Source organism: Treponema sp. Marseille-Q3903, from assembly GCF_014334335.1.
Classification (GTDB): Bacteria; Spirochaetota; Spirochaetia; order Treponematales; family Treponemataceae; genus Treponema_D.
This window is the reverse complement of record NZ_JACSEU010000001.1, coordinates 41,523-53,712: the sequence shown is the minus strand read 5'-3', so window position 1 is coordinate 53,712 and position 12,190 is coordinate 41,523. Positions and strand designations below refer to the sequence as shown.

Annotated in this window: 18 protein-coding genes; all 18 read left to right on the top strand. The window is 36.9% G+C overall.

The genetic code is table 11. The features are described from left to right. The first annotated feature begins 17 nt into the window (after nucleotides 1–17). On the top strand, nucleotides 18–668 hold the full coding sequence (locus tag H9I37_RS00345) for a response regulator transcription factor (protein WP_187380508.1): 651 nt from the start codon (nucleotides 18–20) through the stop codon (nucleotides 666–668). Further along, nucleotides 662–1,291, top strand: coding sequence for an HK97 family phage prohead protease (locus H9I37_RS00340; protein WP_187380507.1), 630 nt, complete (start codon nucleotides 662–664; stop codon nucleotides 1,289–1,291). The genes H9I37_RS00345 and H9I37_RS00340 overlap by 7 nt, the downstream gene beginning before the upstream one ends. Nucleotides 1,292–1,370: 79 nt before the next feature. Next, nucleotides 1,371–1,919 (top strand): hypothetical protein, encoded by a 549-nt coding sequence (locus tag H9I37_RS11425; protein ID WP_255422445.1) that lies wholly within the window; start codon nucleotides 1,371–1,373, stop codon nucleotides 1,917–1,919. Next, complete coding sequence (locus tag H9I37_RS11420) at nucleotides 1,916–2,677, top strand: phage major capsid protein (protein ID WP_255422444.1); 762 nt, start codon at nucleotides 1,916–1,918, stop codon at nucleotides 2,675–2,677. Before H9I37_RS11425 ends, H9I37_RS11420 begins: the two co-directional genes overlap by 4 nt. Before the next feature lie 222 nt (nucleotides 2,678–2,899). After that, a complete protein-coding gene (locus H9I37_RS00330) occupies nucleotides 2,900–3,394 on the top strand; it encodes a hypothetical protein (protein ID WP_187380506.1) in 495 nt (164 codons plus the stop codon). Next, nucleotides 3,391–3,783, top strand: coding sequence for a hypothetical protein (locus tag H9I37_RS00325; protein ID WP_187380505.1), 393 nt, complete (start codon nucleotides 3,391–3,393; stop codon nucleotides 3,781–3,783). The genes H9I37_RS00330 and H9I37_RS00325 overlap by 4 nt, the downstream gene beginning before the upstream one ends. Nucleotides 3,784–3,838: 55 nt before the next feature. Then, on the top strand, nucleotides 3,839–5,263 hold the full coding sequence (locus H9I37_RS00320) for an RNA-binding domain-containing protein (protein WP_187380504.1): 1,425 nt from the start codon (nucleotides 3,839–3,841) through the stop codon (nucleotides 5,261–5,263). 83 nt (nucleotides 5,264–5,346) lie between these two features. Next, on the top strand, nucleotides 5,347–6,147 hold the full coding sequence (locus H9I37_RS00315; RefSeq protein WP_187380503.1) for a hypothetical protein: 801 nt from the start codon (nucleotides 5,347–5,349) through the stop codon (nucleotides 6,145–6,147). 61 nt (nucleotides 6,148–6,208) lie between these two features. Continuing rightward, complete coding sequence (locus H9I37_RS00310) at nucleotides 6,209–7,096, top strand: hypothetical protein (protein WP_187380502.1); 888 nt, start codon at nucleotides 6,209–6,211, stop codon at nucleotides 7,094–7,096. A 46-nt stretch (nucleotides 7,097–7,142) separates the two neighbouring features. Beyond that, nucleotides 7,143–7,922, top strand: coding sequence for a hypothetical protein (locus tag H9I37_RS00305; protein ID WP_187380501.1), 780 nt, complete (start codon nucleotides 7,143–7,145; stop codon nucleotides 7,920–7,922). Continuing rightward, entirely contained in the window at nucleotides 7,919–8,560 is a 642-nt protein-coding gene (locus H9I37_RS00300) for a hypothetical protein (protein ID WP_187380500.1), read from the top strand. The genes H9I37_RS00305 and H9I37_RS00300 overlap by 4 nt, the downstream gene beginning before the upstream one ends. Continuing rightward, nucleotides 8,482–9,426, top strand: a complete 945-nt coding sequence (locus tag H9I37_RS00295; protein WP_187380499.1) for a hypothetical protein — start codon at nucleotides 8,482–8,484, stop codon at nucleotides 9,424–9,426. The genes H9I37_RS00300 and H9I37_RS00295 overlap by 79 nt, the downstream gene beginning before the upstream one ends. After that, nucleotides 9,408–9,734 (top strand): hypothetical protein, encoded by a 327-nt coding sequence (locus H9I37_RS00290; protein WP_187380498.1) that lies wholly within the window; start codon nucleotides 9,408–9,410, stop codon nucleotides 9,732–9,734. Before H9I37_RS00295 ends, H9I37_RS00290 begins: the two co-directional genes overlap by 19 nt. A gap of 1 nt (nucleotide 9,735) precedes the next feature. Then, the gene (locus H9I37_RS00285) at nucleotides 9,736–10,311 is read left to right on the top strand and encodes a peptidoglycan endopeptidase (protein WP_187380497.1); all 576 of its coding nucleotides are present in this window, start codon (nucleotides 9,736–9,738) and stop codon (nucleotides 10,309–10,311) included. After that, a complete protein-coding gene (locus H9I37_RS00280) occupies nucleotides 10,308–10,526 on the top strand; it encodes a hypothetical protein (protein WP_187380496.1) in 219 nt (72 codons plus the stop codon). Before H9I37_RS00285 ends, H9I37_RS00280 begins: the two co-directional genes overlap by 4 nt. Next, complete coding sequence (locus H9I37_RS00275; RefSeq protein WP_187380495.1) at nucleotides 10,501–11,076, top strand: hypothetical protein; 576 nt, start codon at nucleotides 10,501–10,503, stop codon at nucleotides 11,074–11,076. Before H9I37_RS00280 ends, H9I37_RS00275 begins: the two co-directional genes overlap by 26 nt. Beyond that, the gene (locus H9I37_RS00270) at nucleotides 11,073–11,627 is read left to right on the top strand and encodes a hypothetical protein (RefSeq protein ID WP_187380494.1); all 555 of its coding nucleotides are present in this window, start codon (nucleotides 11,073–11,075) and stop codon (nucleotides 11,625–11,627) included. Before H9I37_RS00275 ends, H9I37_RS00270 begins: the two co-directional genes overlap by 4 nt. A 1-nt stretch (nucleotide 11,628) precedes the next feature. Then, complete coding sequence (locus H9I37_RS00265; protein ID WP_187380493.1) at nucleotides 11,629–12,159, top strand: hypothetical protein; 531 nt, start codon at nucleotides 11,629–11,631, stop codon at nucleotides 12,157–12,159. The last annotated feature ends 31 nt before the right edge of the window (nucleotides 12,160–12,190 follow it).

The following is a 12,190-nucleotide window of genomic DNA, read 5'->3' as shown; positions in this document are numbered from 1 at the left end:
CAGAAAGAGGTACAAAAATGAAAAAAATCATAATTGCAGTATGTGATGATTTTACAAAAGAAATTATTACTCATTGTGCAAAGGCAGCAATGCCTTCGCTGCAGATTGTAGATGGTTCAAATGATACTGACATCATTTATCATTTGAAGAGTGCTGAGGATGATATTGTCATTTTTGATAAGTATTTTCTGAGTTATGTTCTTCGATTCAAAATGACAGCTTTGCGTGTTTATAACAACAGGCTTCGGATTATTTTTGTTGAGCAGGGAGACTGTTCAAGATTCTTTGGTCTTCGAGTTTACGATCTTAAAGCTGATGGCTTTATTTGTAATATTCGTAACAAAAAAGAATTTGTGAATAAGCTGCGTAATATCTTTTCTGGCGAGAAGATTTTTCCGGAAGAGGTTTTAGACAGTCTGGATTCAAATGGACATTTGCGTTTTCGCAAGTATTGTTCTGAGATTACCGAAATGGAGCTTGAGATTGGTATGTATCTTGGAGAAGGAAAATCAATCAAACAAATCAGTGGACTGGTTAGTGCATCCGAAGGTGCTGTTGGCATTCATATCAGCAGACTTAAAAAGAAAATCGGTTTTGAGAGCATGAAAGATTTTAGTGTTCTGAATAAACAGCTGGAAAAAATAAACTTAAGGAGCTGGAGTTGTTAGTAAAAATTGACGGAGTGGAAAACAATGAGTTTTCCAGAAACAAGAATCTGTTTTTGTCTTTCTTAAAGGACAATACACATTCTGGAAAACTTTCGCCTCAGGTTGAAGTTTTCAAAAGCATTGATGTACAGAAAGATTCATTCCATTGGGTAATGAGTACTTTTGATGTAGACCGTGACTTTGAAAAAGTCGACCCTGCCGGATGGAACTTAAAGAACTATCTTGCGAATCCTGTAATTCTCTGGAGTCATGATTACTCTATTCCAGCGATAGGATATGCGGAGAATGTGAAGGCTGATACAGTGCTCGAGGGAGATATTGTATTCAACTCAAAAGAGTTTGACGAGTTCGGATGGAGTATTGGGGAGAGAGTTAAGGCCGGCGCTTTACGCTGCGGCTCTGTTGGATTCATTGCGGAGGAAATTGAGTTTCTTGAAGCCAAAGACCGCGAATGCGATCTGATTTTCCGAAAGCAGGAGCTTTTGGAATTCTCTATCTGCTGTGTTCCGGCAAATCCATTTGCCCGAAACGGAGAGAAAAAACTGGAGATTACGGAAGTAATTCAGGAACCTGAGGAGCTTACGTTTTATGACAAATTGAGTAAAGGCCTGGCACGGGCTTAGAAGTGCAAATAAAAACAGAGCTGCTGACAATTGGAACCTGCTGGCAGCTCTGTTATCCAAGTTACCTAAGGAGGAAAACTTGAACGAAGTAATTGTATCACTGCAGCAGAAATTAGAGAATATGAAAACTCTTGTTCCTACAGAAGCTGCAACACCAGAACAGATTTCGAAGTATTTAAATGAGAATGAAGAAATCATTGCTGGTATTTTGAAGGCTGCCGACAGTCAGACAACTGCAACAACAAGTGAGCTTGAAGGAATTAAGGAAGCTGTAAAAGAGCTTCGTAACCTTATGCGTAAAGCTGATGCCGAAATGAAACCACTCTCTTACAGAGATGTTTGTTACAATCTTGGTAAAGCTTTGTACGCAGCCTGGAACAAGGATGCAGAAACACTCGGCCAGCTTAAGTTCTGTCCGAACATAAGAGCTGAAAAATGGAACAACCCGAAAGACTTCTCCTGGGAAACCGGAAAAGGCTTTGTGCCATCTAAAGCTGTTCTCGGGGAGCCAATCGGAAACTTGGCAAATAATGACCAGTATCTTATCAATCCGATTTATGAAGAGACAATCATGCAGGAAGCTGCAAAACAGTCTCAGATGATGAACCTTGTTACCCCCGCCCTATGAGCGGACCATCCATTTTTATCCCGGAAAGAGACCGCGGCGGAATCGAATTGAAGTGGCTGACTTCTTACGGTCAGAAAATCGACGCAACAAAATCAAACATGCCGACAAGAACAGAGCTCAAGGCTTATACCTTGGCTGGTTACGTTCCATTCTTCGATGAGTTTGGCGAAGATGTTTTTGTAGACCTCGGTAAGCTGTTCCTCGAAGATTTTACAGAAGCCTACGGACAGGAGTTTGACCGTCAGTGTCTTATTGCAGACGATGACCCGTTCACAGGTGCAATGAATATGGAACACGCAGAAGTCTGCCGCATCCAGAGCACAGACGAATCAAAGCTCACATACCTCGACTTCCGCAAGGCAGAGCTTCAGGTTGAGCCGGAAGAAAGAAAATATTGCAAATGGTTCCTTCATGAAACCTTCCTCAGTCATATCGCAAACATTCAGGACGACAATCACAATCCAATCTGGAGAAAGCCAGGCGACGGAATGCCAGGAAAAATCGATGGATATGATGTTGTTGAAAGTCGCCTGATGCCGCAGCTTGCAGACATTGAAGCTGACAGCGTGATTGCCATCTTTATGAATCCAAAAAGAATCATTCACGGCAACCGCAAAGGAATTGAAATCAAACGTTTCGACGAAACAACAGAAGGCCTCGAATATGGAGAGCTCTTTATGCGATTCCGCAAGCGTGATGGATTCCTTGTGACTCGTCCTAAAAAGAATATGGTCTTGCTCAAAACAGCAACAGAATAACAAACAACAGTCCAAAGATAGAGGTGGTAAAGCTAAAAAATTGCTTTCGCAATTTTTCTTAACGCTTTGCTATAGCATAGCTTTGGAAAGCGGAGGCGAAAATTCCCTAACCGAAGTGAAGGCAAATGCAAGGCTGCGTAGCACCCGAAGGGCTTGGCCTTGTATTTGACTGAATGGAGGTTATACTAGCCTTTGCCCCGCTTTTTCCGATGACGGAGAAATATGAAACCTTTCACATTTGAAGAACTACAGAAAATATTAGAGCTTAAAGCTGAGGAATTAGAAACAGACTCTTTAATATTTGCAGCAACAATTTCTTACATTGAAAAGCTTTTAGGTTACACTCTTGATGATAAGAATTACAATGAATTACACACAGTAAAAGACTGTATGGTTTTTACAGAACACGAAAACATATCTGAAATGATAAACATCATTGATATGACAACAAAGCTGCGTGTTCCAAATTGTGTAATTGATGGACATCGTATTTTATTCATAGATCCAAAACTTGAAGGTCATGTTGTCTTTCTGAATTATAATGCTGGTTTTACAGAAGAAACATTACCGGCAGACTTAAAAGAAGTTATAGTAAAACTTTTCCTTCTAAAGAAGAAAGACTTTATTAAGCAGACAAATCTTGATGATGAAACAGGATTTGAATTACCACAGGATATTCAGTCTGTAATCAATTTATATAGAAGAAAATGTTTATGAAAAGTTTTGAGCCTGTTTATAAAGAACTGGAATATCTCTTAATTCAGAAGCTGCCTGACTACATTGAGAAAATCAATAAGGAGCATAATGACGGGATTATTCTTAAACCTTTTGAAAACACGACTCTCGCAGAGAACTGTATCAAACTGCCTTTATTTACATTTAGTATAGAAGAAACTGAGTATTCTGAGAAAGACAGGATTATTGAAAATACAATTTATACAGTTAGCATTGAATTAAAACTACAACCAAACATAGAACTAAGACCAATTATATTCTCACGTTATTCTGAAGCCATAGCATTAATTATTCAGAAGAATGATATGTGGATTGACCGTAAAATAACAAACTCTAAGGGAAACAAAATAGTTATGAGGATTACGGTGTGATATTATTTTGAAACATAGAAAAAACAGCAAAGATTATGATATAATATTTTCAAATATGATAATACAGAAATCAGAAAATCAGGATATAGAATTTAAGCAAAGCTGGCAGGATGAATACCTCAAATGGATTTGTGCTTTTGCTAATACAAAAGGCGGAATCCTTTATATTGGTGTAAACGACAAAGGAACTGTAACAGGTGTTCAAGATTTTCATAAATTAAGCGAAACAATTCCTCTTAAGATTACAAAGAGCATGGGCCTTTTATGTGATGTATCTGTTGCTGATGATTCTGACAATAATTTGAAATATCTGATTATCAAAGTTAATAAGTATGAAAATCCAGTAAGTTATCATGGAAAATACTACAAAAGAGTTGGTTCAACCACACAGGAAGTTACCGGCTTTGAATTAAATGATTTGATTCTAAATGCTTATGGACTTTCGTGGGATGCTGTTTCCATTCCTGAAGTTTCTTTAAAGGACTTAGATGAACGAGCATTTAAGGTATTTAAGACATGGGCTATAAGAACTAACCGCTTTAAGGAAGAAGAACTCGAAATATCAAATGAAGCTCTTTTGCAAAATTTCAGAGCCTTTGATAAAGAACGGCTTACACGTGCTGCAGTTATGGCTTTTCATCCAGATCCTGAGAAATGGGTAATTGGTGCATATACCAAAATCGGTTATTTCGCAAATGATGCCGACATTCTTTTCCAGGATGAAATTCACGGTTCTCTTATGACACAGGTTGAAGATGCCCTTGATATTATCTACACAAAATATATGAAAGCCCTTATTTCATATCCAGATGAGATTCATAGAGCAGAAACTTACTTCTTCCCTCGTGGAGCATTTCGAGAATTGTTACTGAATGCACTTATTCATAAGGATTACACAAAGCCATATCCTATTCAGATTCTGATTTACAAGGACAAGATTGATATCTGGAATATTGGAGAAATGCCGGAAACCGTAAAGATTGAAGACCTTTATAAATTACATCATTCTGCTCCAAGAAATCCTAAGATTGCTGATATTTTCTTTAAGTGTGGATTTATTGAATCCTGGGGTCGCGGATATTTCAAGATTAAAACAATTTGTGACGAGCAAAATGCAACTCTTCCAGAACCAAAGGTTGTAAGTGGCGGTTTTTCTGCTATTTGTAATGCTTCTGAAACTTATAAAAAACTTGCAGCAGAATATGGCATTGACGGATTCGCTGAAAGTGCACAGAAAATGCCTGGAAGTTCCGAGAAAGTTCCTAGTAAGTTCCGAGAAAGTTCCGAGAAAGTTCCGAGAAGTTCCGTTGCTGTATTTGAAGCAATTAGAAATAATCCTAATGCTACTACAAACGATTTAGAAAAAACTCTTGGAATTACAGATAGAGCTATACGAAAGCATATAAAGATTCTAAAAGATCTTAATATAATAGAACGAGTTGGAAGCGACAGAAACGGCTATTGGAAAATCATAAATTAATTGTGCCGATTCTGTTGGCACAATTTATGCAATTTCAAATTGCACAATGGAATACGAAGTAATTGATTAAAAGAATAATTAAAATGTTAAATGAAAAAAAGTTTAAGGAAAAACTGAATGCTATTGAGTTTTCGGACATTTCCAATAAGTTTCCTAAGGAATATCTAACAGTTGATTATGAACCTTTATATTCTGTTTTTCGTACTTTAGATAAACAATGCGTCTGTTTCTTAGATGAGAATTACAGAACAGATACAACTCTTATTAATTGTCTTAATAATTTATTTATAAAAGAAACATCAGCAGAAAAAAAAGAAATATACTTCTTTGACTTTAATGGTGTACACTGTACAAGGGCAAATGAATTCTGTTCTTTTGAAAGTTTTATGCAAGAACAATATGAACGAAATAAAGATGAAAAAAAATATTCAGATTACGAAACCGTTAAATATGAAGTTTTTAATACAGTAAGTCCTGTTGATAGCAATCCATTAAAAGGCGCAATAATACTTACCTGGTCTAATAAGATTTATGCAGATACCAGTAATAAAAGCCATAGATTTGCATTAATGTGTAAAATGAATGAGCTTGATAATAGAAATGATTCTTATTATTTTGATATTACAAAGTATTCACTCAACGAGGATGCAAAAAAAGAATTTCTAGAAAAATATCTTGGCTTTATTATTAAAGCTGAAACTGCAAATAAAATAATTCAGGCATATTCAGATAATCCATTAATGACGTGGGAATTTTATAGACCGTATTGGAAATCAAGTAATGATGATGTTATTGCTTTCATATTCAGGAAAGAAAAGAATTACCATACAGCTTTTCTGAATTCTGAAAATGCGATTTGTATAAATAGTCTGTTAGATAGTTGATAAAAAATTAAAGGACTTTAACATTCAAAGAATAATAGAATTAAAAAAAGGAATAAATAAAATGAGAAAATTTAGTGATTTTGAAAAAAAAGTATTAGATTTAATAATCAAACTTTTTAATAATAATCAAACAGTTTGTGCTGAAAATATTTTGTTTGATTTAGAAGGTATATTTGGTCTTAGTATAACCTGTGGCTTTCATGTTATTAATAGAAATGATGAATTAGAATTAGTCTATAACTCACAAAGATTTAATACGCAAGAAGATTTTAAAAATTTATTTTATGATAAAATTGCAAAATTATATGAATATTATCTCTTAATGAAATATTTGGAAGAAAATGAATATATTTTTTTAGCAGAAGCTGATTTATGTGTAAAACAAGATGATATATGTGATACAACAACAGATTTTATAAAACCTTCACTTTCAAAGAAGTTAAAGCCATATTTTTCTTCATATTACTATCCTACAAGTAAACTATATAATATGGTTGAGAATGATTATTTAGATTTAGAAGCTCAAAAAATTAGAAAAGAAGAAATCAAACAACAAAAGAAAGAAGAAGATGATAAAATAAAACAATATAAATTAGAAATTAGACAAAAGAAAAGTGAAAATATACAAAAAGTCCAATATTGGACTACTACTATTATTGCAGTAGCTTCATTTATTATATCATTGATAACTTTTTTTGTTCCAATTTCTATAAAAAAAGGAAACGTTGATATCAAAATATCTGATATTGAAAAAGAGCCTATTGAAATTGAAGTCAAAAACATTGAACAAAAGAAAGCATTGCCTATAAAAATAGAAGAACCTATTGAATTAGAAAAGCAAGATCCTATTCCTATTAATGTCAATGTTACAGTAAATAAAGAATCCACTAAACAAAAAGTAAGGACATTAAAAAATCTGAGCATCGAACGATTTGACCTAAAAGGTTAAGAAAACTGAACCTTTTTGCACACGGCTTTGGGCTTACACTTGAGCTATGAAAGTTCAAGGTAGAGACTGCACACTGACGATAGCAAAAGACGGAGAATATTATCCATTACCTTACAGCGAGGAAACTGTACGCACTGCGTCCAAAGGCTACGCTCTGCCTGGAGTGATTGGCTTAAGGAACAGAGAGAAGCTTGTTGAAACCGGCAAGGCAATCACTGGCTGCGTGGTTACGAGACTTGAATATAATAATATTCTTGCTCTGTTCCTTTTGCTTTTTTATTCGAATGAAAAGTTTGATATTCTTGTAGACCGTGTTTGTGAAAAGCTGATTTATAAAAATGTATCTGTAAAAGATTTTGAGCTTCGCGCAGAAAATAATGAACCTCTTTATTTCAGGCTTGATGTAAAAGATAACGATGATTCTTTTACTACTGGCTGGGATATTACTACACCCTCTTTGCCATGGAACGAGTGCCGTACTTTTTATTATGACGGCCACAGTGTAATTGCAGACTTAAAAAAGTTTCCTCTTGTTTACCGCTTTGAGCTTACAGGAAAGTTTACTGAAAAAGCAAAGTATCAGATTACTCTGTACTTTCCATTAAACACAGAACATTATCCGACTCAGAATAAAATAGAAAAGCTTACTATTACACTGGACCAGCAATTTGGAATCTGGTTAGACCTTTATGACCTGAAGCCTCTTGATGATATGGCAGACATCAACTGCGCTGACACAGTGCTTTGTTATCAGAAGTTTGAAGTAACAGGCATTGTTGTTTTTAATATCCGTAACAGCGAACAGAACACACAGGTGGTGCTATGAGATTTTACGAGTTACCGCCTGAAGTTGAAAAAAAGATTTGCGATACTGATGCTCGGCCTTTTGTTCGTATTGTTCTGGAACTTAGTGGCGGCGATGTTTATATTCCGGACTCTGATATTCTTGAATGCGTTGCAACTTCTTATAACACGGAAGCTGGTGGAATTGTAAACTGCGGCGAGCTTCTTTTGAAAGGCATTTATGACAACGAAAAGAATCCGGAATATGTTCCAGGGCTAGGCGTTCAGATCTGGTATTGCTTTGGAGACAGAACTAATACATTTTTCCGCTTTCATATGTTTGTGGATGATAGCGGATTTCAGAGTCAGGAGACTGGATTTCTTGATAAGACTACCAAGGTACATCTGATTGATTTGAGTACAAAGCTTGATGACACAAAGCTGCAGCGAAACTGGACAGATGCTCAAACAGTTGTTCACTCTGTTGTTTGTGACAGACTGCAACCGGAGAAATCTCTTGTTCATATTATTGCGGCTCGTGGGGGATTCGTGCTAATGAGATTAACTGCGGCTCTTTACCTTTTGACATTCCTTATGTTGTTGTGGCTGGTTCTGCATGGAAGGAGCTTTGTGCTCTTGCTAAGGCTTATGACGCTGTTGTGGAATGCGGTAAGGATTTGACTCTGAGTTTTATAGAAAGTCCTTATGATACAGAAAATGATTACAGTGAAGATTCTGATTTTACTTTGGACGAAACTCAAATTACTCATTACAGATTTTTTAATAACAATGATAAGTATGCGAATAATATTCGTTTGAAATATACACGCTATGTACAGACTGAACGCCAGGAGCTCTGGAGTTATAGCGATGCGCCGGTTTGGTATGACGAGGATATGAGGCCTTATTATCCGTTTACGGATGATTCTCGAAAAATCATTTCTGATAACGATTACCAGGCAATTTATACGGCGAAGAATGATGAAGGTAAAACTAGGAATGTTGTGTATGCGGATGAGATTACCAGTGAAGAAGAATTTGTCCGTGATATGCAGATCGCCGGGTCAAGCCCGACGATGACACCATCGTTTGAAATTGTGCAGTACGATACTACGACTTACAAAGACAGAGCGATTGTGCAGCTTTCTCGAAATGGAGATCTGATTGGTTTGTATAAGGCTGCGATTTATGGTCATGCAATTATTTCTGAAACTAACTATAGCATTTTTGTAAAAGACGATAACGAGATTGCAGCTAAAGGTCAGATTGTAAAAAACATAACATCGAAATATCTGTCTGATGATTTGTTTGAAGATGAACCTTTCTGCCAGCGTCGTGCGAAAGATCTTCTTCAGGACTGTATCAACTGTAAAGGCGGCTATTACCTGACAACTTATCTTCCGCTGATTCATGCCCGTGTGGGAGCTTTTATGGATATTCGGCTTAATGCTCAAAGTGGATTTAAGAAAGTGAGAATTGATGAACTCACTTTTAGATATAAAAAGGAAGATGCTTTATCTTCTGAAATATGGGTAACAAGAGTTTAAGGGGGATAGAAATCGAAAACATTGAATTGTTGGTTAAGTCGATGAATGGCTTACAGGTTGAGCTTTCTGGATTCAGATCTGAAATGAAAGAATTTAAGAAAGCTGTGGAAAAAAGAATGGACTGTCTTGATTCGAGAAGTACTGCCTGCCAGTTTAATCCGAATGTATGTGCAACTGCTCGTCGTCTTGAAGAACATATCAAGGCTGATAATGGAAAAGCAGGAAGAAACATGGCTGTGATTGCCTGTGTTATTTCCTGCTTTAATGTGGCCGTTACGATTATCACTTTGATTGTGAAAGGAATATGAGATGGATACTACGAATTTAAAAATGAGGCTTATGCTTGAAGCTGAAAAAGAAATTGTTGAAGGACTGACTGAAGCTGAACGCTACCGCTACTTTCTTGGGCGGATGCAGTTTCTTCGTTATGAAAGCGGAAAGGAAAATTTGATTAGTTCAGATTGTTCAGGTTCAGTATGCCTGGCAGTGTTGCTTGCAACTGGCTGTGCAATTCGTGTAACTGCAGATGCCTTGTTCAGAAAATACTTCACAAAGAAGAATCCTGAAAAGGATGATATTCAAGCAGCTTTCTTCATAACACTTTATGACAGAAAACTTGGATCCAGGATCTACAAGGAAAATGAAGTTTGTCATGTGGCTGGAGTTTGTGGCCGTGATGTTGTTCTGAACTGTGTGGAACCTTATTCGGAGCTTCGTTCTCTTTCTGATATGAAGCCTTATTACCAGGCAAATGATTACCGGGTGATTGTTCGTGGCTTGGATAGAGAGGCTTTGCAGAAAGCCAGTGATGATAACGTGGATTTGTTTGGAGCTGACTATCAGTTTGAGCAGATTCGAAATGCAATTGACGGAGCTAGAGGATGATTAGTTTTCGATTTCAACGATTGATTGAAAAGCTGCTCAGCGTGAAGTTTGTCATCTTCATTGTTCCGACTGTGCTTAAATGTTTTGGGATAATCGGTGGAGCTGAATGGCTTACGGTTACTATGGCTGTGATTGCTGGTCGTGAGGTTCAGAAGTTTAAGGACTTTAAGTTTACAAAGAAGGAAACGGATGAAGAAAGTTTGGGAAGTGATTAAAAAAATCTTTGTTTGGCTGGGAGCTGTGTTTGTGGCAATATTCACGGTTCTCTTTGTAAAGGAGATGCCGAAACAAGTTCGGCATGACGATGTGGAGGATGATACGGATGAGATTAACACGAAAGCTGCGGCTAAACGGGACCAAGCGATTGCTCGTATTGAGCGTGCTGATGCTCGTGAGCTTGCAGAATCTTATGGCTCAGTCTCGATGCAATTGCCGACGGAAAAGAAAGATTCCGAAAACGCTGCCAGAGAACTGACGATTGAGGAAGTTATGCAAATTGCAGAAGAAGAAATTGAGAGAACGGCTCAAGAGGCAGTTAAGTCTGCTTTACTGGAAACTGGTGGCGAGCTTGCTTTTGAAAAAGAGAGAGCTGACCAGTTGGAAAAACAGAAGCTGGCCTTGGCCTTGGAATTGGAAAACAAGAAGTTAAAAGAAGCTGCTGAAAAGAAAAAGAATCAATTCTTTTATGGAGCTTTGATTGGTGGTACTGGTGGTGTTGTTATTACGTCGCTGGTGTTTGGAATTATTGGAGGACTAATAAAATGATTTCAAGTAAAGGAAAAGTTCGTGGCTTGGTTACGGTTACTGTTCGTGACTGTAATGGTAATGTGAAATATTTTAAAAATGGGTTCTGGCGTTCCCTTCTCCGAATGAAAGAACGACCTATGATTTTCAAACATCACAATACTATCACAAGTCAGGGTGATGGTTTGATTGCAGATTTACTTGTAAGTAATCCTACTCAGAATAAGGTTGATTCTACAAATGGTTATATGAGAGTTGGTACTGGCTGGACCGGCTCTACTCCTAAGAACAACACAGGAGTAAATACTCCGACAGGTTCTTTCAAAAAGCTGGATTCTACATTTCCAAAAACTCAGGCAGCCTTTGGTTCTTCCGGACAGAATGTTGTTCTTTATAGAACAAGCTTTGCTGCAGGTGATTTGAATGCCAACGGTATCAATGAAGTTGCACTTATGAATGGAAACACAAGTGCTGCTAAATGTCTGGCTTATGCTCAGATTACTCCGGCAGTAAATGTGACTTCTGCAGATAGCCTTCAGATTGACTGGCAGATTACTGTAAGCGGTTCTTGATATGAGTTACTCTATTGTTGGAAACGACAGAAATCCTACTGACTTTCTTACCTGGCATGAAGTTGAAATTGATGATGATGAATATGAGGATATTGAAGGTGAAATTGTTGATGAAGATGATATTTTTGGTTACAGAGCTGTTTGCCCAAAGAACTCTAATTCAACTTCTGTAACTATTTTCTATTATTACTATGCTCCAACTTCTGAATGGTATTGGGACTATAACTATGGAATAGATTATCAGCCGGTTATTCCTGTTGTATTTGCAGCAAATGAAAATAGGGAACTGACTCAATGTCTTAATGTATCTTTTAATGAAATATCACTTAGAGGTCAAAGTAATGGCTGGAAAAGTTTTAACGTAGCTTTGACTCGTAAACTAATTGCAGGGGAAAGGATTGTATTTGGACTTTATTCAGATTTACTTGGTTATACTGCAACCGGAGAAATTGAAGATGCACAAACTACAATGTCTTATTTCTACTGGAGCCGTGCGCGACGTTCTGTTATGCTTCGCAGATTGCTTATATAAGTTCACCAGATTTTATCAGCCAGCAGAGAAA

Bases quoted from the DNA above. Each gene is read 5' to 3' on its own strand.
- H9I37_RS00290 (WP_187380498.1), top strand. From the start codon at position 9,408: ATGGGTAACAAGAGTTTAAGGGGGATAGAAATCGAAAACATTGAATTG.
- H9I37_RS00330 (WP_187380506.1), top strand. From the start codon at position 2,900: ATGAAACCTTTCACATTTGAAGAACTACAGAAAATATTAGAGCTTAAA.
- H9I37_RS00275 (WP_187380495.1), top strand. From the start codon at position 10,501: ATGAAGAAAGTTTGGGAAGTGATTAAAAAAATCTTTGTTTGGCTGGGA.
- H9I37_RS00345 (WP_187380508.1), top strand. From the start codon at position 18: ATGAAAAAAATCATAATTGCAGTATGTGATGATTTTACAAAAGAAATT.
- H9I37_RS00265 (WP_187380493.1), top strand. From the start codon at position 11,629: ATGAGTTACTCTATTGTTGGAAACGACAGAAATCCTACTGACTTTCTT.
- H9I37_RS00280 (WP_187380496.1), top strand. From the start codon at position 10,308: ATGATTAGTTTTCGATTTCAACGATTGATTGAAAAGCTGCTCAGCGTG.
- H9I37_RS00305 (WP_187380501.1), top strand. From the start codon at position 7,143: ATGAAAGTTCAAGGTAGAGACTGCACACTGACGATAGCAAAAGACGGA.
- H9I37_RS11420 (WP_255422444.1), top strand. From the start codon at position 1,916: ATGAGCGGACCATCCATTTTTATCCCGGAAAGAGACCGCGGCGGAATC.
- H9I37_RS00325 (WP_187380505.1), top strand. From the start codon at position 3,391: ATGAAAAGTTTTGAGCCTGTTTATAAAGAACTGGAATATCTCTTAATT.
- H9I37_RS00320 (WP_187380504.1), top strand. From the start codon at position 3,839: ATGATAATACAGAAATCAGAAAATCAGGATATAGAATTTAAGCAAAGC.
- H9I37_RS00285 (WP_187380497.1), top strand. From the start codon at position 9,736: ATGGATACTACGAATTTAAAAATGAGGCTTATGCTTGAAGCTGAAAAA.
- H9I37_RS00310 (WP_187380502.1), top strand. From the start codon at position 6,209: ATGAGAAAATTTAGTGATTTTGAAAAAAAAGTATTAGATTTAATAATC.
- H9I37_RS00270 (WP_187380494.1), top strand. From the start codon at position 11,073: ATGATTTCAAGTAAAGGAAAAGTTCGTGGCTTGGTTACGGTTACTGTT.
- H9I37_RS00315 (WP_187380503.1), top strand. From the start codon at position 5,347: ATGTTAAATGAAAAAAAGTTTAAGGAAAAACTGAATGCTATTGAGTTT.
- H9I37_RS00300 (WP_187380500.1), top strand. From the start codon at position 7,919: ATGAGATTTTACGAGTTACCGCCTGAAGTTGAAAAAAAGATTTGCGAT.